Source organism: Acinetobacter sp. YH01021 (genome assembly GCF_013420255.1).
Lineage (GTDB): Bacteria > Pseudomonadota > Gammaproteobacteria > Pseudomonadales > Moraxellaceae > Acinetobacter.
In genome coordinates this window covers 58899-80882 of sequence record NZ_VOYO01000002.1, presented here as the reverse complement: position 1 = coordinate 80882, position 21984 = coordinate 58899, and the positions used below count along the sequence as shown (strand labels likewise).

Genomic DNA, 21984 nt, shown 5'->3' with positions numbered 1-21984 from the left:
GAGGAAGTTTTAGTGTCTTCTACAGATTTTGAACTAGATGATAACTTCGGTGAAGATGATGTTAATTTCGATGAGGCTTCTAGCAAGCTCAGTGCTAAAGAGTCGTTGGAAAAACGTCGTCTGATCGATGATCTACTGACCCAACGTCGTTTAGAGCGCGAACTCAAAGATTTTGACTATGACTTCGACGATGACGACGATTTTGATGACGAAGATTAACGAATTCGGATTTAGCATAGTCTGAATAAATGCTATGCTAAACCTTTCGGTTTTCTAAGTTTGGATGTTAGATGAGTGCTTTAGATTTAGACCTGTTGAGTGAATATCTAGATGGTGACCAAAATGAACATGGTCTAGATTTCGCGGCAACCCATGGTTTCTTATGTGCTATTGCAGTAGGCCCAAAATTCGACAAATGGTTAGACGAACTTTTTGATAGTAATCAAAAGAAAGTGCCTGCAGAAATCATCACTCAGGTGCAAGCATGGTTAGAGTCTATTCGTCAAAGCTTAGCCAATGAAGAAGGGATTACGTTCCCATTTGAAATTGAAGAAGCAGACACTGAATCAAGCCTGGGTGACTGGAGTGTGGGCTTTGTAGATGCCATGTTCCTGAACGAAGACGCTTGGTTTACTGAAGAATTTGAAGAACAACTGGTGGATTTAACCCTGCCAATCATGGTCTTTAGTGGCATTGATGATGAAGATCCACAAATGGAAACTTTCCGTCGCAATGGCCAGTTAATGGACGAGCTTGCAGAAGAAATTCCAGAAAACTTAAATGAATTGTATCTGATGTATCACACTCCAGAATAATTCATAAAAAAAGCACCGCAGGGTGCTTTTTTTAGCTTTGGCCTTTTTGCATCTTTGAGATTTACTCGATCCTATTTTCTTTCTAGGCCTGTACGCTTGGCCAGACTATAGCGGGCATAAGCATTGTAGGCGATATGGAACACCAAAACATGTAAGGCAATACTTGCAGCCACTAGGAATGAATTTGTTCCTCTTCCTGTATAGGTGATGGTTCTATAAATCTCATCTGTCTGCGGGTTCATCCAGATGACCACTACTAAAAAGATAAACCCGAATGTCATAGCAATGATAGTAGAGCCCCAGACCAGTTTGCTTTTCTCTTGCTGAGTCGGCAAACGAAGTTCTTTCTTAACAAAGTATCGGGCACTGAGAAAGGCAGAAGCAATCAGGGCAGGAATCAGCAGAATGGCGCCCAGATTGAATACATAGATGAATATGCCTACCAATAGAACCAAGGTCAGATAAACGGTGGCAAAATATTTAAGATAATGCGACATCGTTTTAATCTCCTTAAGGGATCTTCCCTCAGGATGGACGATTTTTACGCTGCTGTCTACGGTAGAAAATCCAGATAATAATTACCGCAACAATGGCAATAATCACATAACTGACTTTACTGAAAATTTGCTGCATCAAATGCTGGTTTTCGCCAAAATAAAATCCGACACAGGCCAAAAATGTAGTCCAGATGAGGGTTCCAAGTGCGCTATAGAACATAAATTTCCAGAAGGGCATATGACTCATGCCGGCAGGAATGCTGATCAGCGAGCGGACGGCAGGAATCATGCGGCCAAAAAACACAATCCGGTGACCATAATGCTCAAACCAACTGAGTGATTTTTTCACATCCTCTGATTTAATAAATAAATATTTGCCATAACGATCGACAAATTTAAAAATAGAATCATGGTTAAATTTATAGCCAATCCAGTATAGCAAGGCGGCTGCTAGTAGAGAGCCGATACAGCCGGACATGATGACCCCGAAGAGTATTAACTCGCCCTGAGAGGCGGAATAGCCCGCGGAAGGCATAATAATTTCGGAAGGGATTGGCGGGAAGACATTATCCAGGAACATGAGCAGGGCAATGCCCCAGTAGCCCAGTTGCTCCATGACGGAAATAATCCATTCGGTCAGATTCATATGATTGGCAAAATAAAAAATACTGCCTGTATCCTAAGCAGTATTTTTTGTGCGGTAAAGTCTTGGAATATAAATGATCAGACAGAATCAGCTATGTGTCAGGGTATAAATATAAACTTTACGTAAGAAATAGGCCAAGCAGATCGGCAAAATACTCAACAGGATAAAATGCATGATGCTGGTATTGATATGGTAACCAATGAAAAGCGCCAAGATCGCGCCAATAACGGTTCCCAAGATAACGACGAACAGATGTGACTGCTGTTCAAGCTCTTCAGAAATTTGATGAAGCCGTTGCAGCTTTATATTTTCTTTTGGTTGAAATTGAACCAGATTGTCTGAATCTCGAGCAAGTGAGCCTGCCATTTTATATTCCTTTTCAAGTAAAAATTTCAGTTAATAATGAAAGACTTAGCTTGTAAATCACCGTATCATTAGACTAACAATCTTGTTTGGAAAAAAATGAGGTTCTTGGTAAGGAATTGGTAAGAGTTTTATTACTGTTGTAATTTTTATGTAAACAAAAAACCCTCCGAAGAGGGTTTTTATATATTTCATTACAAAAGGCCAGATTAGAGGCGTTTGCGTTTTGCTGCTAAAATTTGTGATTGACGCATACGGAAACCTTCTTTTTGTTTCTCCGAGGTTTTGTCAATACAGTACACACAAGAGACACCATGTTCATAACTTGGGAGGGCAACTTCTTCTGGAAGTAAAGGCCAGCCACACGCATGACACTTGGTGTTTTGGCCTTCTTCAACACCGTGCGTTACGGCAGTACGACCATCAAACACGAAGCATTCACCTTCCCACATGCTTTCTTCAGCCGGGGTTTCTTCCAGGTATTTTAGAATGCCGCCTTTCAGGTGATAAACTTCAGTGAAGCCTTCTTGAAGAAGTAAAGAGGTTGATTTTTCACAACGAATACCACCTGTACAGAACATCGCAATCTTCTTGTCTTTGTGCTGTTCCAGATTATTTTTCACGTATTCAGGGAATTCGCGGAAGCTTTCAGTTTTCGGGTCAATTGCGCCTTTGAAAGTGCCGGCTTTGTATTCGTAATCGTTACGTGTATCGACCAGAATCACGTCATCACGTGCAATCAGTTCGTTCCATTCTTTCGGATCAAGATAGTGACCGACTAAATCACGCGGTTTTACTTCCACACCTAAAGTTACGATTTCTTTTTTTAATTTAATTTTCATCTTACGGAATGGCTTTTCAGAACTGTCAGATTCTTTGTATTCCATTTCGTTAAAACCTTCATTTAGAAGGAACTGGTGAATTTGATCAATCGATGCACGGTCGCCTGCAACCGTACCGTTAATGCCTTCACCTGCCACAATCAGAGTACCGCAAAGGTTGATGGATTTTACCAGGTCCAGAAGACGTTGCTGAAGATCGGCAGGATCTTGAACTTCTTTGAATTGATAAAGTGCGGCAACAACCCAACCAGTCGTCGCTTGCTGTTCTACAGGTGCAAGCTGTTCTACAGTAGCGTTCATGGAATACTCCAACGTAGCATGATAATTTGAAAGGCGCATATTTTAGCTTGATTCGAGTGAATAAGCGAGTAAAACGCAAGTCTTTTAACAGGCTTCAATTCATGGGAGAGAGCGTGTATAGTCATGCCCGACCCAGGATTTTGTGCAGTGATGCAGATACTGAAAGTTGCAGTATCTTTGGAGTGTGTTTTGAGTTCAGATCGTCGTATTGCGTCTTTAACCCCATGTGCAGGGCGTTGTTCGACCGTATTTGGTGATGCGGTATGTCGTGGTTGCCGCCGTTTTAATCATGAAGTGATTCACTGGAATACGTATAGTGCTGAGCAGCATCGAGCTGTGTGGCAGCGACTGGATGCACAGCTGGATCAGATTCTGGTGCCATTGTTACCGCATGCCGATCTTGTCAAAGTGCAGGCCTTTGTGCTGTCGAAACGGGTGCGCTTGCGTGATGATGCTTCCAAAGGGCGCAAGCTGTATCATGCTTTAAAGCTCTGTGAAAAAAATCGGCATTTTACCGACGATAGTGGTTTAGGCATCCATTATAAGCAGGTGCGTCCGCTCTGGGACGAGTTTGAGCGCCGGATCTTGGCCTTGGCTACCGCCAGTTATGATCTGGCTTTTCTGCGGGCAGATGGCATCAGTCAGCATCTGATTCATATACAAGAGGAGGACTAAGTCCTCTTTTTTATACACAAAAACAACAATAGCTGAGGGAATGGCATGAATATTAGTGAATATTTCTTATATTGTCTGGCTGTTGTGGTGATGATCGCTACACCTGGCCCAGTGATGTTGCTGGTGGCCAGTGCCGGTTTAAAAGGTGGTTATGCGGCGGCTTTAAGAACCATTTTTGGTACCAATTTCGCCTCTCTGGTGTTAATTGCCTTATCGGTATTGAGTCTAAAAGGTTTGTTGGTCATTAATGTGCAATGGCTGGATGCGATCAAGCTGCTGGGCTGTTTATATATTGGCTATCTGGGCTGGCAGATTTTCCGTGAAGTTATTTTTAAGCAGCAGGAGCAAGCTCAGGAGAATCTAGTTCCTGTGCATGGTGGTTTTCGACAAGGTTTTTTGGTTGGTATTTCTAATCCGAAGGACATTATTTTCTTTGCGGCTTTTTTCCCGCAGTTTATCGGGATTACTCCTGATCTTGATTTAAGTTTAATTATTTTGACTTTGAGCTGGATTCTCCTGGATTTTCTGACTTTGTCTGTGGTGTATTTGGGTTTCAACCACTTATCCCATTCTCGACTCTATCCACATTTGCTGGCATTGTGCGGCATGATTCTGCTCATGATTGCAGGGTACGGAATTTATCAAATCCTGATTTAAAAATGTACAGCATACTTGGACTGTTCCTGCCTGGCATATCCTGCAAAAATCATGCTAAGGTGAAATCAAATAAAAATTGAACAGATTAGCATGTCCAGAACAGTACCATCGCCAGATCGTCCATTTTCCCCGCTGTTATTTATTCAACCTGCTGTGATTCAAATTCTTCAAATCATTGGGCTGGCGCTGATCGCTGTCAGTATCGTGTATCTGCTGGCAGCAAACTGGTGGATGTTGCCCAAATTTGTCCAGCTGTTTATTCCTCAAATTTTATTGCTGGGTTCAGCATTGCTGAGTGTGCGTTTCACTGCGCGGGAAAAGTTAAGACAAAGTCTGGATACTGTATCGGGTCTAATGCTGGGCTTAAGTCTGGCCGTGATTGGACAGATTTATCAGACTGGTGCTGACAGTTATCAGTTATTTCTGCTTTGGGCTTTGCTGTTGCTGCCTTGGCTGTATCGGCCGAATATTGGGATCTTTGCATTATTTTGTGTGGTCAGCCAACTAGCACTCTATTTTTATTTTAAACAAAGCTTTTGGCTGGTGCGTGCTGAAACTCTTTATCTGCTCAGTCTGAATCTTTTGACTGGGCTAAGTATGATCTATGCCTTACGTTATTATCCGGTTTTGCGCTATCTGTTTATCGCCGTCGTGGTGCTCATTTCGGTAGTTAGTATGTTCCGGTTTGTCGACTCGGATTCGATCTGGTATTTGGCTTCGGTGCTGGTTCTGCCTATTTTATTCAGTGCTTATTTCTATACCCGAAAGCAACAGCTTGAAACCAGCTTACTGGTTGCTGGCCTGGCACTGAGTTTTAGTATTCTGATTTTTGATCTCACTGAGCAATATTTACAGGATTCAGCCTCCGGCTTATTGGTATTGGCTTTGTTGATATTCAGTTGGTTTGCAGCTATTACAGGTTTGCTGATCAAGCTGTTGCCCAAGAGCCGGTTTTCGGTCATTCCATTGGCCTTGGGCGCATGGATTGCTGGTGTGATCTTGGCCATGCTGTTGCTGACCTATTGGGGAAATTTTTCGATTCTGATGGGAGTCATTTTTATCGCAGTCGCCTGGTGGTTGATTCGTAGCAAGCCCTCAGTTTTTCTGCGGCAATTGGCTTATTGTTTGTGGGTGTGCGGTCAGGCCGCGGTATTGATTCATACCCAATTACTCACAGAGAGCCTATTGCTGATCTGGCTGATACAGGTCGGCATTACGCTGTTGACTATCATAAGTCGTATGCACTGGCTGGTGGTGCTGTTACAACTGTTACTTTCCCACGTGCTTGGAATTGCAGTTCTGGTCGAGCAACATGCATTTTTTCAGGATCAGCGCTTGCTGACGTGGATCATGCTGCTGAATTACAGTGTTCTGACTGTGGCTTTGATTACTGCGAGATACTGGCTCGCTTCAGCTTATGCCAAAAGCGTGAATTTATGGATGATCAGTATTTTGGCGGTGACGGCTATTTTTCAATGCCTGCTGCAATTTGGTGTAGCTCGGCAATTGCAGCCACGCGGTATAGATGAAGCGATTATTTTCTATATTTTGCCAGCGCTCTGGCTGTTGAGTTTTGTTGGAATTCATCTCAAGCAATTTTCATGGATTCAACTCTGGCTGATTCCTGCCGTGGGAATTCTGATGATTGCATTAGGTTACTTTGAAATTTTTATCATTCTGGTATTTATGGCCTGGGCAATGGTGAATCAACAACGATTGATGCAAGCCTTGACCATTTTGCTACTGATCTTCTGGTCATGGTTGCTGTATTACAATCTGGGACTAAGTTTTTTATTTAAAAGTGTCAGTATTTTTGCCTCAGGTGTGCTGGTGTTGCTTCTGGCTTATGTGTTGAGTTCACCGAAGTTTCAGCTGAAAGCAGGAGTAACCTCATGATGAAAAAGTTTATGGCGCTGCATCTGAGTATTTTTAGCATTGCCTTATTTATGGGATTGATCATTCAGCATGAATGGCATCTGGCCAAAAGTGAGAGTATCTTTGTCGAGTTGGCACCAGTCGATCCGCGTTCGATCCTGCAAGGGGATTATATGGTACTGAACTATGATCTGCATTTTAGCGCAGTGGCAGCGGGGAATGGTTCCGAACAGCCAGTTTCTGACATCCGGACTGAAGATTTTAAAAATCAATCGCATGTGATGAGTTATGTGCAGCTGGATCAGCAGCGCAGAGTTATCAAAACCAGTTTTGAACAAAGCACATTAAATCAGTCGGAACGTTCAGCCCGATTAATTCTGAAAAACCCACACAATACTTTTGAGGCTTTATATCCTGCTGCCAATAGTTTCATGTTCGCCGAAGGTCTGGAGCCTTGTTATCGTAATGCCAAATTTGCAGAGCTGAAAGTAAAGGAAAATGGCAAGGCCTTGTTAGTTGATTTGCTGGATCAACAATTAAAACCTTTAAACTGTGAAAGCTCTAAAAGCTGGCGAGAGGACAGTTAAACAGGTCAATATTCCAGTATTAAAAAAGCTCGCGATGTGCGAGCTTTTGGGTATCTGGTCTGATCAGATTATGCGACTTGTACCGGAATACAGTTGGCAGTGTGGCTGACTGTATTGTTTGGGGTAGCATAAACCAAACGAGGCTGATGGGCATTCGCTTCAGCTTCAGTGAAATCGCCAAAGGTTGCAATAATCACGATATCACCTACATCGGCCTGATGCGCAGCACCACCATTCACTGAAATGATGCCTGAATTATCTTCGCCACGAATTGCATAAGTTGCAAAACGTTTACCATTGGTCACGTTCCACACATGAATTTCTTCGTATTCACGAATGCCAGCCAAATCCATCAAAACGCCATCAATTGCACATGAACCTTCATAGTGTAGTTCTGCATGTGTAACGTGAGCGCGGTGAATTTTGCATTTTAATAAACGAGATAGCATGGCTAGCGTCCCCTGAGTTGACCTAAGAGTTTGATCATTTGGTTAAATCAATCTTGCTTGCTGTATGGTGAACAATCGAGCAAACGCATTTTGCGCTTAAATAAACTTTCTGGCAAGCGGAATTGTCCAGCAATTTTTTAATGTTTAGTTCGGCTTATATGCGTTGATTTGATTCATGGCTTGCTGTACTTCACCATTCACCAGCATTTTTGTGCGGGCGAGGGCATGGGAAATTGCATCATCCATTAAGTTCTGTTCGCTGCTAGGTGCTTTACTGAGCACATGACCGGAAACACGGTCTTTGGCACCAGGATGACCAATTCCAATACGCAGGCGATGGAAGTTTGAACCAATATGCGGAACGATATCGCGTAGACCATTATGACCACCGTGACCACCGCCAGTTTTCAGGCGAATGACACCAGGATTCATGTCCAGTTCATCATGGGCAATCAGGATCGATTCAGGTGCGATATTGTAAAATTTGGCGAAAGGAACAACACTTTTACCGGAAAGGTTCATAAAGGTTGTCGGTAGAAGAAGACGGACGTCTTGACCTTCGATATTGCCACGACCGCTAAATCCATTGAATTTCGGGTCTTTTTTGAGGGTAATGCCATATTGGTCTGCAAGGCGTTCTACAAACCAGAAGCCTGCATTATGGCGGGTTTGGGCATACTCAGAACCTGGGTTACCCAAACCAACAATCAGTGAAATATTTGACACTAATTACACCATTAACACTTATGCGCGTTTGAAGTCAGCGTGCATTGGTGTGTTTTTAGCTGGGTGACGTTGTAACGCTTGGATTTTCACGCTTTCAACTTTACCGTCTACATCAATTTCGATAACTTCTTCAAAGAATGAATTGTTTTCTAAGAATTTAACAAGCTGACGAAGCTCAACAGTAATTGCTACAGGAGCAGCTTCACCACCGTAGATGATTGCAGGAACTTTAGCTTGAAGACGAAGGCGGCGGCTCGCACCTTTCCCTTGAACTGCTTCTTCACGTGCTGCTGCGTTTAATACGAAGTTTGCCATGATAGACATCCTATTTAAGTTAAATGAACCAGACTTGCGACCAGTCTGGTGAGTAAAAGCCCTACCAAATGGCAGGGCTTTGAAAATTCAGCGCTCTATTATAGATAAGAATCGAACATTGCGCTAATAGATTCTTCGTTGTTAATACGACGAATCGTTTCGGCAACCATGCTGGCTACTGAAACCTGGCGAATCTTGCCCAGTGCTAAAGCTTCATCAGAAAGAGGAATGGTATCAGTCACAACCAGTTCATCAATTACAGAATTCTTTAAGTTTTCAAGCGCTTTACCAGAAAGTACTGGATGCGTTGCATATGCAACCACCTTGCGAGCACCGAAAGTTTTCAATGCATCAGCAGCTTTGCATAGCGTACCAGCAGTATCTACCATGTCATCAACGATGACACAATCACGATCTTTTACATCGCCAATCAAATGCATCACTTGTGATTCATTCGCTTTTTGACGACGCTTATCGATGATTGCAAGATCGATATCGCCCATCTGTTTCGCAACAGCACGTGCACGCACTACACCACCAACGTCAGGTGAAACCACCATCAGGTTATGATGCGATTGTTGACGCAAGTCAGCAAGTAGCGCTGGTGTACCGTAGATGTTGTCTACAGGGATATCGAAGAAGCCTTGGATCTGGTCAGCGTGCAAGTCGATCATTACAACACGGTCAACGCCTACAGTAGTGAGCATGTCTGCTACAACTTTTGCAGTAATTGGAACACGTGCTGAACGTGGACGACGGTCTTGACGAGCATAACCAAAATAAGGAATCACGGCAGTAATACGACCCGCACTTGCACGACGCAAAGCATCAGCCATCACCAAGATTTCCATCAGGTTATCGTTAGTTGGGGCACAAGTAGGTTGTACGATAAATACGTCTTTACCACGAACGTTTTCAGTAATCTCGACAGCAATTTCACCGTCAGAGAACTGACCTACAGAGGCAGCGCCTAGAGGAATATGTAAGTGACTTACGACTTTTTGAGCGAATTGTGGATGCGCAGATCCACTAAAAACGACAAGATTGGGCATGAAGCACCCTTGGCGGTTGGGATATATGGGAATAGATGGCAGGGGTAGCTGGATTCGAACCAACGGATGCCGAGATCAAAACCCGGTGCCTTACCACTTGGCGATACCCCTAATGCGGCAGAACTTTAATATTTTTACGGTAAAGTGTCAAGGTAAATTAACAGTCTTACAGCAAATGAGTGTTCTGTCTTTTTTCGAGAAAATGGCAGGGGTAGCTGGATTCGAACCAACGGATGCCGAGATCAAAACCCGGTGCCTTACCACTTGGCGATACCCCTAAATTTGATGAACTGTAAGATGGCAGGGGTAGCTGGATTCGAACCAACGGATGCCGAGATCAAAACCCGGTGCCTTACCACTTGGCGATACCCCTAATACAGTACATCTACAGGTGAAAAATGGCAGGGGTAGCTGGATTCGAACCAACGGATGCCGAGATCAAAACCCGGTGCCTTACCACTTGGCGATACCCCTATCTACACTTTAAACCGAACTAAAGGTGATTCTTGTAAACTGTTCACCAGGTAAGCTTTACATGGTGCATTTGCAAGAATATCTTCGATATTCAGATTGTCAGTGACTTCAATAAACACACAAGCACCTGTACCTGTAAGCTTTGCTTTTCCGAACTGGTCGAGATATTGCATTGCTTCATCGACTTCGAGATATAAGCTTCTTGCCAGTGGCTCAAAGTTATTTCCAAAATCAGATGGCATTTCCTGATAGGCGCAAAATTTAGAGCTCTTCGTGTCTCTTGTCAATGCTTTTTGCGAAAAAAGCAGTTGAGTGCTGATAAAACAATCAGGTTTTAACACAATGAATTTTTTTTGATCTAAGTCTATGAATGTTAAGTGTTCGCCAATACCTTCCGCCCAGGCATTTTTGCCATGCACAAATATTGGCACATCTGCGCCTAGCTTGACCCCAAGCTCTGCCAGTTGTTCAACATTTAAACCGCACTGCCAGAGCTGGTTTAGCACAATCAGGGTCGTCGCTGCATTGGAAGAGCCGCCACCGAGACCTGCACCCATCGGGATATTTTTTTCCAGACGAATTTTTAGTCCAGAGAGCGTCTTAGCATAGGGCTTCAACAACTGTATCGCCCGATAGATTAAATTCTGTTGCAGATCCACTGAGGCCAGACCTTCTATCTGAATCGCATCATCAGCACTTTGTTCAAACTCCAGCCAGTCATATAGGTCAATCAGCTGAAAAATACTTTGCAGCTCATGATAGCCATTTTCACGGCGACCGGTGATATGTAAAAACAAATTCAGTTTAGCAGGCGAGGGAACACGAATCATCATGGGCTGGAATCAGGTCAATTAACGGTTTTCAATGATCATTGTAATACGGTTTTCTGCACCATTTCCAAGTGACTGTTTTAAAATCAAGCGGTTTGGCATTTTGGCCTGCGCATTATAATTGAGATCGACTGTCCAGCCCTGTTCAATAATCTGGTTAATCCGCTGCGTATCGTCTTTTTGTAATTTGGCAGAGTTGGTCGCAGGGCGGGCTTGTACCCAGTCCACTAAATAACTGATCGGTGCTTGCCAGCCGGTTGCGCGTTGCAATAATTCTTCGGCACTGGCTGCCTGAATCACACCTGTTTTTGCGCTGTTTAAGGTCACTTGTCCCGGCGTGCCAGAAATCTGGGTTTTACCGACGCCTAAGATACCGCTGAGTTCAATATCGAATTCTTCCTGCTGTTGTACCCAGGTAAAGAATGCGCTGCCAGTCTGTTGAGGGGTGCGAACGCCAATTTTACCTTGCAGCTGAAATTGATTCTCTGCCTGTACAGACGGGGTGGCAGGCGCTTGTGGCTTGATCATCTGCTGACAGCCAGTTAAAAATAAAGCAGTGGCTGCAAAGGCACAGCAGCCCAATTGGCTCAAATTGCGCATAAATTAATTAACTCGTTTTGGTTTGTGGTGCTAACAATAGCGAATTAAGTTGTTTCAATTCTGGGGCATTTGGATGGTTTTGTTGTAATTGTTGTAACACTTGGTGGAAGTGTTGTAGATCACCTTTCATGTACAACGACCAGGCATAACGCACCCCAATCTTCACATTCGGATTCAATTGATAGGCTTTGTATAATACGTCCGCAGCTGTGGCGAAGTCATTTTGTAAATAACAGATATAACCATAGGTATCCAGAATGGATGCCTGTTCTGGTGCATATTCCAATGCCTGTTCGACATAGCGACGTGCTTCTTCGAGACGACGGTTCTGCATCGCCAGGGTATAGGCATAGGCATTCAGATAGGTGGGACTGTTCGGTTCAATTTTAAGTAAAGTGCTGAGTAGTTCATCCAGCTTGTTGCGATCCTGATGGGGATCCAGCAACAGAACTTGCGAATAGACCAGTTCAGGGTCATCCGGCAGATTTTTGCTGGCTTCTTCCAACAGGCGAATCGCAGCTTTTTTATTCTGCATACGAGTTAAAATATCCGCCTGGGCCAGATAGAGGAAGCTGGCATGTTGCGGATAATTCACCCTTTCCTGTGTTAAGAAACGCAGCGCATCATGCAGCTTATCTTGCTGGGCGAAAATCGAGATCATGTTGCGACGTGAGACGGTGTAAAGACTGCCATCGACCAGACGATAATAAGCTTTCGCCGTTTCATAATGCTGTTTGCGTTCTGCATTCACCGCCAAGTAATAATAGGCTTCGTTTTGATATTGCGCAGAATAACGCAGTTCGACCAGATATTTTTCGGCTTTCTCGTATTCTTCCAAGTCAATACTGGTCAGTCCGGCAATGAACAGGGCTTCTTCAGCAGTCGGCCATTTTTTTAGAATGTCTTGCAGTTTTTTCAGAGCCAAAGTCGCTTCGTTCAGCTTGACCAGATATTTGACTTCGGCCAGACGTACATCCAGATTATTACGGTGTTTACCGCTGGATTTTTCATACCATTGCAGTGTCGCCTGAGTATCGCCGAGTGCATTGAGCAGATTGGCCTTCATCAGGATATAGCCGGTCGCATTCGGACGTTTTTTTAAGGCGCGGTTAACTGTATTTAAAGCCTGTTCAAGCTGACCATTTTGTGCTTCCAGACCGGCCACTAGCACCAGAATAGATGGATTGTCCTTGGCTTTAGTGGTGCTTAAGGCCTGAATCAGATAAGTACGATCCTCTGTGCCTTCCGGTGAAATTCCGGCGAGAATTTCTTCCAGATCGGCACTGTCATCAATTTGCAGGATTTTTTCTAAGGTCTCAGCGGCCAGCTCATATTCATGTGCTTTCAGGGCAATATGTGATAAATAAAATAAAGCGGGGACATCTTGCGGCTCTTGTACCACCCAGTGCGTGGAGATATCTAGTGCTGCCTGAAGATCATCATGTTCCAGCGCGACATTCAGCGCACGTTGCTTGACTGAAGTGGAATTGCTCTTGATCGCTAGCACCGTATAGTTGTGCAAAGCGGTCGGAATGTCATGTGCAGCGATGGCAAACTCAGCCATCATACTTTGTTTTATCGCATCATAATTTTGATTTGCATGGTAAACTGCTTCCGCTGCATAGAGATGTGCAGTCGAAGCCATGCTACCCACCAGTAGGAATGTGGTAGAATATTGCTTAATTGTAGGGCCGTTGATACGGCTAATTGTTTGACGCAATTTTTTCTTGATCCAAGTAATGCTTTTTATGACACCGATGTTGCACAATAGCATAAATTTAGTGAAATGATGACCTGATATGTCTTTCTTTGCATTGGGTGTCAACCATCAAACTGCCTCTGTAGAACTGCGCGAACAGGTAGCTTTTAACCCTGAAAAGTTAAGTGCCATTCTTGCCGAGCAAAGCCAACACCCTGAACTGAATGACATGGTGGTGGTGTCTACATGTAACCGGACCGAAGTGTACGCGATGTCTGAAAATGCTGACATGGTGCTAAACTGGCTCGCCCAGAAAAATGGGGTAGATGTCAAACAACTGCAACATCATGTCTATCGTTATGAAAATGCTCAAGCGGTGACGCATCTGATGCGTGTCGCCAGTGGTCTGGATTCACTGATGCTGGGCGAACCACAAATTCTGGGGCAGGTCAAAACCGCACTTTCTCTGGCCAAAGACTCCCATACGGTGTCGCGCAATCTCAACCGGATTTTTGAATATGCCTTTTATGCCGCTAAACGCGTGCGTTCGGAAACGGCTGTCGGCAGTCATGCGGTCTCAATGGGCTATGCGGTGGCGCAACTGGCCTTGCAAGTATTTAGTCATCCGGACAAGCTGACCATTATGATGGTAGCAGCCGGGGAGATGAACAGTCTGGTGGCCAAACACCTTGCAGAGATGGGGGTGGGCAAGATCATTATCTGTAACCGTACCCGCGAGCGTGCGGATATCCTGGCACAGGAAATTGCACATCGGGTTGAGGTCGAAATTATAGGTTTTGATCAGCTTGCAGAAAATCTGCATCGTGCCGATGTCATTTCCAGTTGTACCGGCAGTTTGCATCAAGTGATCCATTTTACCGATGTAAAGGCTGCACTGAAAAAACGTCGTTACCAGCAGATGCTACTGGTAGATCTGGCCGTGCCACGTGATATTGATGCAAAAGTAGAAAGCTTGGATGGGGTTTATCTATATGGGGTCGATGACCTGCAAAGCGTGATTGAGGAAAATCTGGCACAGCGCCGTCAAGCGGCTGTTGAAGCCGAGATCATGGTCAATCAGTTGGCTACAGAACTGATGACCCAGCAAAAGGTCAAACAGGCCGGGGCGACCATTCATGCCTACCGTGACCACGGGGAAACATTATGTCAGGAAGAATTGTCACTGGCAATGCAGCGAATTGCCAAGGGCGAAAAGGCAGACATTGTACTGGCCGAGTTTTCACATCGTTTGACCCAAAAACTGTTACATCCAACCTCTATTGTGCTGCGTGAGGCGGCCAAAGCGGAAGATCCTGCCTATTTTGAGCTGTTACAGGAAGAACTGGGTAAGGTGGTTGCGAAACGTCGTAAATCCAGGCATTCATTTTAATCAGTATGATAAGAGGCTTGGTTCTGTGCTGATTGGTACTTCAAGATAAAAACCCAGCCTGATTATTTGAGAAAATTATAAACATTAGTGAGATCTAGCACGGACTTCATTTGATTCGAAAGAATCAATAATTTGAAAAATTAGTCTTCTAACAGGGTCATCGAGCGTTTGCGGTCAATTTCATAAATCTGCATTTTCAGGTTTTTCATTTCTGCAATACTGTTAAATTTCTTGGATTTAATCTTGTTTTTCAAGCATTGATATTGCAGCTTGGTCGAAAAATCAGCCGCGAGCTTATCGGCCTGTTCCGGGGATGAGGTGTAATCGCTGACATTGGCATGCTGCAGAATATGCTGCAGTTCATGATGATGGGCTGCACAGGCACCGAGCACATAATAGATCGACAGTTCTGGGTCATCTGGCAAGTCATCAAAAATCACATTCAGAACGTTCAGAATTTTAAACAGCAGCTGATCTTCTGCCACCAGCGCGCGCAGCGGTTCAAAATGAATATACAGATAAGGATGATTCATCAAGATCGCAATCACATATTCTTCAGCATCAATTTTAGTACTAAAGCTTAAAGATGCATCCGTATTGACCTTAGGTTGCCATTTACGGTTAAAGCCCAGTTTTTCACGGAAAAATTGCTGCAGCAGATAACGGAAAGAACCGTGTTTGGGCAGTAACTCGGTCAGATTTTTTAGTTCACCCATAACCTGACTCTTGCCTTCAGGTGTGGTGATGTCCTGATTTTGGGTCAGATGGGCAAACACGAAGTCCGACATCAATGGCGCCTGTTCCAACAAGCGTCTGAAATTCTCTATGCCTTCACGACGGATCAATGAATCGGGGTCATGGTCAGCGGGCAAGACAAAAAACTTCAGCTCGCGGCCATCATTCAGCAGGGGTAGGGCAATGTCCAAGGTACGGCGCGCTGCTTTTTGACCGGCAGCGTCCCCATCAAAGGCAATAGTCAGCCGGTTACTCTGCTTGAACAGAATATTCAGGTGGTCGGTATTACTCGCTGTGCCTAAAGTCGCCACTGCGCCATGAATGCCATATTGCTGGAGCGCAATTACATCCATATAGCCTTCGACCATCAGCCATTCTTGGGCTTTCTGCTTGCGCCCTTCATACAGACCATACAGCAACTGGTTTTTATGGAAGACCTCAGAATCTGGCGAGTTGATATATTTAGGCTTGATCTCGTCATTCAGGGCACGGCCGCCAAAGCCGACCACACGCCCCTTGGTATCACGGATCGGGAAAATCACCCGTTCACGCAGCAGATCAAAATCACGGCCACTGTCGCTGGTACGAATCAGACCTAAAAGTTTTAAGCCTTCAATATCCTGAGGAAAGGCTTTTTCCAGATGTTGCCAGTCTTCGGGCGCATAGCCTAAGCGCCAATAGGCAATGGTTTCTGTAGTCAGACCACGCTGTTTAAAGTATTGCTGAGCACTCGGGCTGTTGGGTAACTGGCGTTCATAGAACTGTGCAATATTTTCCAGCAGGTCGTAGAGATTACCGTCTTGCTGAACTTCTGCCATGGGCAGGTGTTCAAAAGAAGCAAAAGGGTCACCATAAAAATCCTGTTCGACTGCCTGAAACTCTGCAAATGGGTCAAAACTCGCCGTAGATGCAGCACTATTATTTTCTGTTACTGCATTATTTTGTTGCGGCTGAGCTTGTGGTGCCGCTTGAGCAGGCGCAATTTTGGGCTTGGCTGCTTCACGTTTATATTTTAATTTATTGGAATCGGTGTTGTCTTTAGGCAGTTCGATACCCGTCTGGCTGGACAGGTCTTTCATCACTTCGACGAAATTACGGCTGCCAATATCCATTAAAAAACGGATGGCATTGCCATTAGCCTGACAGCCAAAACAGTGAAAATACTGTTTGTCACGATAGACGTGGAAAGATGGTGATTTTTCCTGATGAAAAGGGCAGCAGCCTGAATAGGTACGGCCTGTTTTTTTCAGTTTTACGAATTGACCAATCACATCGACAATATCGGTGCGATCGAGAATCTGATCAATCGTATGTTGAGGAATGGCCATGGTCTGCTGAGCTTCTCGTGCTGGAATCTAAGGTCTAAATCACTGAAAAAATGAAAATAGTCTAGTTGGACATTGAATATTTCAAGTTCCTTTGTATACCTTTTGCACGTTTTGTTCAAGCCTGGGCAAGACAACGCAAAAGGGCAGGTATGATACCTTGCCCTTGAGGAAAATGCACCTGTAAAGCGCTGTCTTATTTGCTGATGCTGCCGGCCTTCTTTAGCTTTATTCAGCCGTTTTAGGACGATCCAGCAAACCAAATGAAATGCGATTGGTGATGCTGCGCTTTTCATTTTCTGGCGCATCAGACTGTGCATCGGTGTCGGTTACAGTCTTGGCTTCTTTACCAAAAATACCCAGTGTCGCGCGGTTAAAGAAGCTGCCTTCACTACGTGCTGCACGCAGATTCACCGTCCCATCTGATTTCACCAGATTCGGATAATTCAGCTTTAATACATCCACATATTGCTGAGAAGTCGCTTTATCACCTAGCTGAGCATAGCCATAAGCAACCGTTGCCAGTGCTTCTGGAATCTGCGGAGTTTGAGGATAATGTTCAATCACCCACAAGCCACGTTCAACTGCTGCCAGATAAGCCTTACGCTTGATGTTGAAACGTGCTGCGTTCATTTCATGCTCAGCCAGTTCCTGACCGATAAACTGCATACGCTGTGCTGCATCCACTGCATAAGTGCTAGATGGATAGCGGCGAATGAAATCAACAAAATTCTGGTAAGCCACTTTCAGGTAGCTGACATCACGATGCGACTGTTTCAGTGAGGTATAACGCAGCAGGCCGTTATAGTTCTGTTCCATATTTGAGACACCGCGTACATAGTAGGCATAGTCGACATTTGGATGTTGAGGGTTCAGACGGATAAAACGCTCTGCCAGTGCGACCGCACCTTCATAATCTTTTTGCTGGAATTTCACATACAACAGTTCCAGTTGCGCTTGCGGGGCATACTGACTGGTCGGGAAATAAGTTTCCAGCGCTTCCAACTGTTTTGCTGCATCGGTATATTGATTACGATCTAGCGCTTTCTGTGCTTTTTGAATATAAACCTGTTCGCTAGATTCCGGACCTTTATCCACGACTTCTTTTTTTGGATTACTGCTACAGCCTACCATTGCCGATGCAATGCCTAATGTCACAGCAAGCATTGTCATTTTATAATGTGGTAGCGACATAAAAATTCCTCTGTTAATACGGGCAATGAGCTACAATTGCACTATTAAACCACTTTTGTCTGAATGAGCAAATGAGTCAAGCACAATCTTCCAATTCTAATATCCCTGATACTGATTTCAATTTACTTGAAGATTCTGAGGATGCAGATAACCATACTTCAGAAGCAACTGCAACACGTTTATCGTTGCAATTTCAACTGGATGAAACTTATATCGGGCAACGGATCGATCAGATTGCCGCAATGGTCTGGAGCGATTTTTCTCGAGAAAAATTAAAGCAATGGATTAAAGATGGCAATTTATTGGTGAATGGTCAACCGGTTAAGCCGAAATTTAAAAGTGATGGTTTTGAAACCCTGACTTTAAATGTTGAGCTTGAAGCGCAAACGCGCAGTCTGCCGGAAGATATTCCACTGGATATCATCTATGAAGATGATGACATTATGGTCATCAATAAACCTGTAGGCATGGTAGTGCATCCGGGCGCTGGCAATAGTTCTGGCACCTTGGTGAATGCTTTATTGCATCACTATCCGAAATCAGCTGAACTGGCGCGTGCAGGTCTGGTACATCGTATCGATAAAGACACCAGTGGTCTGTTGGTGGTTGCCAAAAATCTGGAAGCACAGTTTGCCTTAAGCAAACAGCTTGAGAAAAAATCAGTATATCGCCTGTATGACCTGGTGGTTTACGGCAATATTATTGCTGGCGGTACCATTGATGAACCCATCAAACGCCATCCGGTGGATCGTGTGAAAATGACCGTACTTCCAGGTGGTAAAGACGCGGTGACGCATTACAATGTCAAAGAGCGTTTCCAGCATTTTACCCGTGTTCAAGCCCGTCTGGAAACTGGACGTACCCATCAGATCCGTGTGCATTTTAGCTATATCGGCTTTGGCTTGGTGGGCGATCAGGTGTATATGCCACGTGTCCGTATGCCTGCAGGTGCATCGCAATTATTAGATGATACTTTGCGTGGCTTCAAGCGTCAGGCTTTGCATGCTGTACAACTCGGTCTGACCCATCCGCGTACCAAAGAAGAAATGACCTTTGAAGCACCGTGGCCGGAAGACTTTGCCAATCTGGTTGAAGTGCTGCGTACCGAAAACAAAGCCTATTAATCTTTTTATTTAGCTCGCGTCAAAGCAAGGAATCGAGATGCAATTTGTACCAGGACTTCCACAAGGTGTGTATGTCGGCCAGACTCGCGTTCACCATGCGAAAGTACAGCCATCCGCACAGCCTGAGCTTGCAGGTTTTAACTTGGCCTTGCATGTGCAGGATAATGCGCTACGGGTACAACAGCATCGTATGGCTTTATTGCAGGATTTCGCTGCCTTTGGCGTAGATAAAATTACCTGGATGACCCAGACGCATAGCACCATCTGTCATAGTATTAATGAGCAGATGCCTTTTGAGGCACTGGTCGGAGATGGTCTGGTGACGCAGCGTAAGGCGCATGCCTTGATGATGATGACTGCAGACTGTTTACCTGTGGTAATGGGGAATGCGAAAGGTACGGAAGTTGCCAATTTGCATGCCGGCTGGCGTGGTCTGGCCGGTGGGATTATTGAAAATACCCTTGTAGCCATGCAAACTCCGCCGACCTGGGCCTGGCTCGGGGCGGCCATTAGTCAGCCATGTTTTGAAATTGGCGCTGAAGTAAAAGCTGCTTTTTGTAGTAAATATCCTGAACTGGACAGTGCATTTCAGGCGGGTGAACAGGCAGGTAAATACTATGCCGACCTGTATGCGATTGCGCGTTATATCTTGCAGCAACATGGCATAAATACCGTATTGGGTGGGGAGCAGTGTTCTTATCGTCAAGCAGATGAGTATTTTTCTTATCGCCGTGAACCAAAAACAGGGCGTATGGCGACATTCGTGTTTATGGCATGAAAATGTTAAACTTAACTGAATTTTTTGGCTTTTGAGCGTTATGTCCCTATCTTCCAAATCTGTTGCGATTGTTTATCACAGTCCTTATGGACACACAGCTAAAGTGGCAAATTTTATTGCCGATGGTGCGCGCGAAACTGGTGTTCAGGTGCATATGATGAATGTCGAACATATAAACTGGGATGTACTGGATGCCGCCGATGCGATTATCTTTGGCTGTCCGACCTATATGGGTAGCCTGACTTCTGCCATGAAGCTGTTTATGGAACAGTCTTCCAAGCGCTGGCTGGCACGTAGCTGGCAGGGTAAGCTGGCAGCAGCCTTTACCAATGGTGGTGGACTCAGTGGTGACAAGCTGGCGGTCCTGCAGCAAATCAACCTGTTTGCCATGCAGCACGGGATGTTGTGGAGTGGATTGCCATTAATGCCGACAGGACGTGCCGTCACGGATCTGAACCGGATGTCGAGCTTTTTGGGTTTAATGACCCAGTCAGATAACGCACCGGTAGAAGTGACCCCACCTGAAGGCGATTTAAAAACTGCGTTCTGGTTTGGTGAATATATTGCTTTGACTCTAGCGCGTTTAAATAGCCATACTTAAAACCATAAAAAAACCTCCAAATGCGGAGGTTTTTTTATATTCAACTTTTAATCCATTATTTATGGAAAATTCGCGCTTTATCACGTTGCCAGTCACGGTCTTTTTCGGTGGCACGTTTGTCATGGAGTTGCTTACCTTTCACCAAGGCAATTTCCAGTTTGGCATGTGGACCTTTCCAGTAACACGCCAGTGGTACGCAGGAATAACCTTTCTGGTTAATCGCACCCATCAGCTTTTCAATTTCACGGCGATTCAGCAACAGCTTGCGAGTACGGGTTGCTTCAGGCACCACATGGGTCGAAGCACTTAACAAGGGCTGAACCTGTGCACCAAACAAGAACGCTTCACCATTTTTAAAGGTAATATAACTTTCTACGATGGTCATGCGACCAGCACGCATTGATTTGACTTCCCAGCCTTTTAATGAAAGCCCCGCTTCAAATTTCTCTTCAATAAAATAATCGTGGCGGGCACGTTTATTCAGTGCAATGGTACCGCCATTATTTTTTTTTACTACAATAGATGCTTTCGCCATAATCTGATACTTCCAAACGTGCTGCTATTGTACCGCAACTAGAAATAAGGTGAAGTTTTTTAAATTAATGAGGATTATTCACCAAAAAAACAAGTTTTTGCTAAAATAAGATTCTACATAACAAACAGAGTACAAATGGATGTCTAAAACTCGTGTGATTTATCCGGGGACTTTTGATCCAATTACCAATGGACATATTGATTTGGTAACCCGCGCAGCGCGAATGTTTGATGAAGTTGTGGTAGCGATTGCCATCGGTCATCATAAAAATCCGGTATTTAGTCTGGAAGAGCGTGTCGCATTGGCGAAAGAGTCATTGAGTCATTTGGACAATGTTGAATTTGTAGGTTTTGATGGTTTGCTCGTCAATTTTTTCCGTGAGCAAAAGGCGACTGCTGTATTGCGTGGTTTGCGTGCAGTGTCTGATTTTGAGTACGAATTTCAGCTGGCCAATATGAACCGTCAGCTGGACTCCCACTTTGAAGCGGTGTTTTTAACCCCTTCAGAGCAATATTCTTTTATTTCATCCACTTTGGTGCGTGAAATTGCTCGACTAAGAGGTGATGTAACCAAGTTTGTATCACCAAACGTGGTTGCTGCCTTCGAGCGTAAACTTCAACAAGGTTGGTAGCGTGTCTTTATATATCACCGATGAATGTATTAATTGTGATGTCTGTGAACCTGTATGCCCGAATGAGGCCATCTATATGGGTGAACTCATTTATGAGATTCATCCAGATTTATGTACAGAGTGCGTCGGACATCATGATCAACCGCAGTGCCAGTTGTTCTGTCCGGTGGATTGTATTCCACTGGATCCGAATCATGTCGAAACGCAGGAACAGCTGCAAGCCAAGTATGAAAAACTGACTGCTCAAAAAACATCAAGCAATTAGTCTC

At 44.5% G+C, this 21984-nt stretch carries 26 protein-coding genes and 4 tRNA genes; 12 read left to right on the top strand and 18 right to left on the bottom strand.

What is annotated here, in order from left to right; all coding sequences use genetic code 11:
- The first annotated feature begins 12 nt into the window (after positions 1-12).
- Positions 13-219, top strand: a complete 207-nt coding sequence (locus tag FTT86_RS02185) for a PA3496 family putative envelope integrity protein (protein ID WP_004280622.1) — start codon at positions 13-15, stop codon at positions 217-219.
- 71 nt (positions 220-290) lie between these two features.
- Positions 291-815, top strand: coding sequence for a YecA family protein (locus FTT86_RS02180; RefSeq protein WP_004280621.1), 525 nt, complete (start codon positions 291-293; stop codon positions 813-815).
- Positions 816-886: 71 nt separating this feature from the next.
- On the opposite strand, the gene FTT86_RS02175 is transcribed toward FTT86_RS02180, so the two are convergent.
- From FTT86_RS02175 to FTT86_RS02160, 4 genes are all read right to left on the bottom strand, one after another.
- Positions 887-1312, bottom strand: coding sequence for an ABZJ_00895 family protein (locus FTT86_RS02175; RefSeq protein WP_180180456.1), 426 nt, complete (start codon positions 1310-1312; stop codon positions 887-889).
- A gap of 28 nt (positions 1313-1340) precedes the next feature.
- A complete protein-coding gene (locus FTT86_RS02170) occupies positions 1341-1958 on the bottom strand; it encodes a DedA family protein (RefSeq protein WP_180180455.1) in 618 nt (205 codons plus the stop codon).
- Between the two features lie 87 nt (positions 1959-2045).
- Positions 2046-2324 (bottom strand): hypothetical protein, encoded by a 279-nt coding sequence (locus tag FTT86_RS02165; protein ID WP_004280617.1) that lies wholly within the window; start codon positions 2322-2324, stop codon positions 2046-2048.
- A 206-nt stretch (positions 2325-2530) separates the two neighbouring features.
- On the bottom strand, positions 2531-3463 hold the full coding sequence (locus FTT86_RS02160; protein ID WP_004645789.1) for a rhodanese-related sulfurtransferase: 933 nt from the start codon (positions 3461-3463) through the stop codon (positions 2531-2533).
- 189 nt (positions 3464-3652) lie between these two features.
- Between FTT86_RS02160 and FTT86_RS02155 the strand changes: the two genes are divergently transcribed.
- The 4 genes from FTT86_RS02155 (at position 3653) to FTT86_RS02140 (ending at position 7257) form a co-directional block, all read left to right on the top strand.
- Entirely contained in the window at positions 3653-4138 is a 486-nt protein-coding gene (locus tag FTT86_RS02155; protein ID WP_005252584.1) for a DUF1289 domain-containing protein, read from the top strand.
- 45 nt (positions 4139-4183) lie between these two features.
- On the top strand, positions 4184-4795 hold the full coding sequence (locus FTT86_RS02150) for a LysE family translocator (RefSeq protein ID WP_180180454.1): 612 nt from the start codon (positions 4184-4186) through the stop codon (positions 4793-4795).
- Between the two features lie 90 nt (positions 4796-4885).
- On the top strand, positions 4886-6691 hold the full coding sequence (locus tag FTT86_RS02145; protein ID WP_180180453.1) for a DUF2157 domain-containing protein: 1806 nt from the start codon (positions 4886-4888) through the stop codon (positions 6689-6691).
- A complete protein-coding gene (locus FTT86_RS02140; RefSeq protein ID WP_035342317.1) occupies positions 6691-7257 on the top strand; it encodes a GDYXXLXY domain-containing protein in 567 nt (188 codons plus the stop codon). Before FTT86_RS02145 ends, FTT86_RS02140 begins: the two co-directional genes overlap by 1 nt.
- Positions 7258-7325: 68 nt before the next feature.
- Here FTT86_RS02140 and panD read toward each other — a convergent pair whose 3' ends face one another.
- The 11 genes from panD to FTT86_RS02085 all read right to left on the bottom strand — a co-directional run bounded on the left by panD (position 7326) and on the right by FTT86_RS02085 (position 13423).
- The gene (panD, locus tag FTT86_RS02135; RefSeq protein WP_005265888.1) at positions 7326-7706 is read right to left on the bottom strand and encodes an aspartate 1-decarboxylase; all 381 of its coding nucleotides are present in this window, start codon (positions 7704-7706) and stop codon (positions 7326-7328) included.
- Between the two features lie 144 nt (positions 7707-7850).
- Positions 7851-8432, bottom strand: coding sequence for an aminoacyl-tRNA hydrolase (gene pth / locus FTT86_RS02130; RefSeq protein WP_004645783.1), 582 nt, complete (start codon positions 8430-8432; stop codon positions 7851-7853).
- Positions 8433-8450: 18 nt separating this feature from the next.
- Positions 8451-8747: a 50S ribosomal protein L25 gene (rplY, locus tag FTT86_RS02125; protein WP_004645781.1), complete on the bottom strand. Its 297-nt coding sequence runs from the start codon at positions 8745-8747 to the stop codon at positions 8451-8453.
- 98 nt (positions 8748-8845) lie between these two features.
- On the bottom strand, positions 8846-9799 hold the full coding sequence (locus tag FTT86_RS02120) for a ribose-phosphate pyrophosphokinase (RefSeq protein ID WP_005103975.1): 954 nt from the start codon (positions 9797-9799) through the stop codon (positions 8846-8848).
- Positions 9800-9835: 36 nt separating this feature from the next.
- Positions 9836-9910: transfer RNA gene (locus FTT86_RS02115), tRNA-Gln, on the bottom strand.
- Between the two features lie 92 nt (positions 9911-10002).
- Positions 10003-10077, bottom strand: a tRNA-Gln gene (locus FTT86_RS02110).
- Positions 10078-10097: 20 nt separating this feature from the next.
- A tRNA-Gln gene (locus FTT86_RS02105) sits at positions 10098-10172 on the bottom strand.
- A gap of 26 nt (positions 10173-10198) precedes the next feature.
- Positions 10199-10273 (bottom strand) — tRNA-Gln (locus FTT86_RS02100).
- 2 nt (positions 10274-10275) lie between these two features.
- A complete protein-coding gene (gene ispE / locus FTT86_RS02095) occupies positions 10276-11103 on the bottom strand; it encodes a 4-(cytidine 5'-diphospho)-2-C-methyl-D-erythritol kinase (protein WP_180180545.1) in 828 nt (275 codons plus the stop codon).
- Between the two features lie 21 nt (positions 11104-11124).
- Positions 11125-11703 (bottom strand): lipoprotein insertase outer membrane protein LolB, encoded by a 579-nt coding sequence (gene lolB / locus FTT86_RS02090; protein ID WP_180180452.1) that lies wholly within the window; start codon positions 11701-11703, stop codon positions 11125-11127.
- A 7-nt stretch (positions 11704-11710) separates the two neighbouring features.
- The gene (locus tag FTT86_RS02085) at positions 11711-13423 is read right to left on the bottom strand and encodes a tetratricopeptide repeat protein (RefSeq protein ID WP_180180451.1); all 1713 of its coding nucleotides are present in this window, start codon (positions 13421-13423) and stop codon (positions 11711-11713) included.
- A gap of 79 nt (positions 13424-13502) precedes the next feature.
- Between FTT86_RS02085 and hemA the strand changes: the two genes are divergently transcribed.
- Positions 13503-14792 carry a glutamyl-tRNA reductase gene (hemA, locus tag FTT86_RS02080; protein ID WP_180180450.1) on the top strand — a complete coding sequence of 430 codons (1290 nt, stop codon included), beginning with the start codon at positions 13503-13505 and terminating at the stop codon, positions 14790-14792.
- 140 nt (positions 14793-14932) lie between these two features.
- On the opposite strand, the gene FTT86_RS02075 is transcribed toward hemA, so the two are convergent.
- Complete coding sequence (locus FTT86_RS02075; RefSeq protein WP_180180449.1) at positions 14933-16855, bottom strand: DNA primase; 1923 nt, start codon at positions 16853-16855, stop codon at positions 14933-14935.
- A 225-nt stretch (positions 16856-17080) separates the two neighbouring features.
- A complete protein-coding gene (locus FTT86_RS02070) occupies positions 17081-18046 on the bottom strand; it encodes an outer membrane protein assembly factor BamD (RefSeq protein WP_004645775.1) in 966 nt (321 codons plus the stop codon).
- Positions 18047-18117: 71 nt separating this feature from the next.
- Between FTT86_RS02070 and rluD the strand changes: the two genes are divergently transcribed.
- Genes rluD through FTT86_RS02055 form a run of 3 tightly spaced genes read left to right on the top strand, consistent with a single transcriptional unit; the run spans position 18118 to position 20549 of the window.
- On the top strand, positions 18118-19170 hold the full coding sequence (rluD, locus tag FTT86_RS02065) for a 23S rRNA pseudouridine(1911/1915/1917) synthase RluD (RefSeq protein WP_180180448.1): 1053 nt from the start codon (positions 18118-18120) through the stop codon (positions 19168-19170).
- Between the two features lie 37 nt (positions 19171-19207).
- Positions 19208-19948: a peptidoglycan editing factor PgeF gene (pgeF, locus tag FTT86_RS02060; protein ID WP_180180447.1), complete on the top strand. Its 741-nt coding sequence runs from the start codon at positions 19208-19210 to the stop codon at positions 19946-19948.
- Positions 19949-19988: 40 nt separating this feature from the next.
- Positions 19989-20549, top strand: coding sequence for a flavodoxin family protein (locus tag FTT86_RS02055; protein WP_180180446.1), 561 nt, complete (start codon positions 19989-19991; stop codon positions 20547-20549).
- Between the two features lie 55 nt (positions 20550-20604).
- Here FTT86_RS02055 and smpB read toward each other — a convergent pair whose 3' ends face one another.
- Positions 20605-21084 (bottom strand): SsrA-binding protein SmpB, encoded by a 480-nt coding sequence (smpB, locus tag FTT86_RS02050; protein WP_004280586.1) that lies wholly within the window; start codon positions 21082-21084, stop codon positions 20605-20607.
- A gap of 139 nt (positions 21085-21223) precedes the next feature.
- Between smpB and coaD the strand changes: the two genes are divergently transcribed.
- Positions 21224-21715 (top strand): pantetheine-phosphate adenylyltransferase, encoded by a 492-nt coding sequence (coaD, locus tag FTT86_RS02045; protein ID WP_180180445.1) that lies wholly within the window; start codon positions 21224-21226, stop codon positions 21713-21715.
- A gap of 1 nt (position 21716) precedes the next feature.
- On the top strand, positions 21717-21980 hold the full coding sequence (locus FTT86_RS02040) for a YfhL family 4Fe-4S dicluster ferredoxin (protein ID WP_004280584.1): 264 nt from the start codon (positions 21717-21719) through the stop codon (positions 21978-21980).
- Positions 21981-21984: the final 4 nt, after the last annotated feature.

Bases quoted from the DNA above. Each gene is read 5' to 3' on its own strand.
- FTT86_RS02180 (WP_004280621.1), top strand. From the start codon at position 291: ATGAGTGCTTTAGATTTAGACCTGTTGAGTGAATATCTAGATGGTGAC.
- FTT86_RS02175 (WP_180180456.1), bottom strand. From the start codon at position 1,312: ATGTCGCATTATCTTAAATATTTTGCCACCGTTTATCTGACCTTGGTT.
- FTT86_RS02170 (WP_180180455.1), bottom strand. From the start codon at position 1,958: ATGAATCTGACCGAATGGATTATTTCCGTCATGGAGCAACTGGGCTAC.
- FTT86_RS02165 (WP_004280617.1), bottom strand. From the start codon at position 2,324: ATGGCAGGCTCACTTGCTCGAGATTCAGACAATCTGGTTCAATTTCAA.
- FTT86_RS02160 (WP_004645789.1), bottom strand. From the start codon at position 3,463: ATGAACGCTACTGTAGAACAGCTTGCACCTGTAGAACAGCAAGCGACG.
- FTT86_RS02150 (WP_180180454.1), top strand. From the start codon at position 4,184: ATGAATATTAGTGAATATTTCTTATATTGTCTGGCTGTTGTGGTGATG.
- FTT86_RS02145 (WP_180180453.1), top strand. From the start codon at position 4,886: ATGTCCAGAACAGTACCATCGCCAGATCGTCCATTTTCCCCGCTGTTA.
- FTT86_RS02140 (WP_035342317.1), top strand. From the start codon at position 6,691: ATGAAAAAGTTTATGGCGCTGCATCTGAGTATTTTTAGCATTGCCTTA.
- panD (WP_005265888.1), bottom strand. From the start codon at position 7,706: ATGCTATCTCGTTTATTAAAATGCAAAATTCACCGCGCTCACGTTACA.
- rplY (WP_004645781.1), bottom strand. From the start codon at position 8,747: ATGGCAAACTTCGTATTAAACGCAGCAGCACGTGAAGAAGCAGTTCAA.
- FTT86_RS02120 (WP_005103975.1), bottom strand. From the start codon at position 9,799: ATGCCCAATCTTGTCGTTTTTAGTGGATCTGCGCATCCACAATTCGCT.
- ispE (WP_180180545.1), bottom strand. From the start codon at position 11,103: ATGATTCGTGTTCCCTCGCCTGCTAAACTGAATTTGTTTTTACATATC.
- lolB (WP_180180452.1), bottom strand. From the start codon at position 11,703: ATGCGCAATTTGAGCCAATTGGGCTGCTGTGCCTTTGCAGCCACTGCT.
- hemA (WP_180180450.1), top strand. From the start codon at position 13,503: ATGTCTTTCTTTGCATTGGGTGTCAACCATCAAACTGCCTCTGTAGAA.
- FTT86_RS02075 (WP_180180449.1), bottom strand. From the start codon at position 16,855: ATGGCCATTCCTCAACATACGATTGATCAGATTCTCGATCGCACCGAT.
- FTT86_RS02070 (WP_004645775.1), bottom strand. From the start codon at position 18,046: ATGTCGCTACCACATTATAAAATGACAATGCTTGCTGTGACATTAGGC.
- rluD (WP_180180448.1), top strand. From the start codon at position 18,118: ATGAGTCAAGCACAATCTTCCAATTCTAATATCCCTGATACTGATTTC.
- pgeF (WP_180180447.1), top strand. From the start codon at position 19,208: ATGCAATTTGTACCAGGACTTCCACAAGGTGTGTATGTCGGCCAGACT.
- FTT86_RS02055 (WP_180180446.1), top strand. From the start codon at position 19,989: ATGTCCCTATCTTCCAAATCTGTTGCGATTGTTTATCACAGTCCTTAT.
- smpB (WP_004280586.1), bottom strand. From the start codon at position 21,084: ATGGCGAAAGCATCTATTGTAGTAAAAAAAAATAATGGCGGTACCATT.
- coaD (WP_180180445.1), top strand. From the start codon at position 21,224: ATGTCTAAAACTCGTGTGATTTATCCGGGGACTTTTGATCCAATTACC.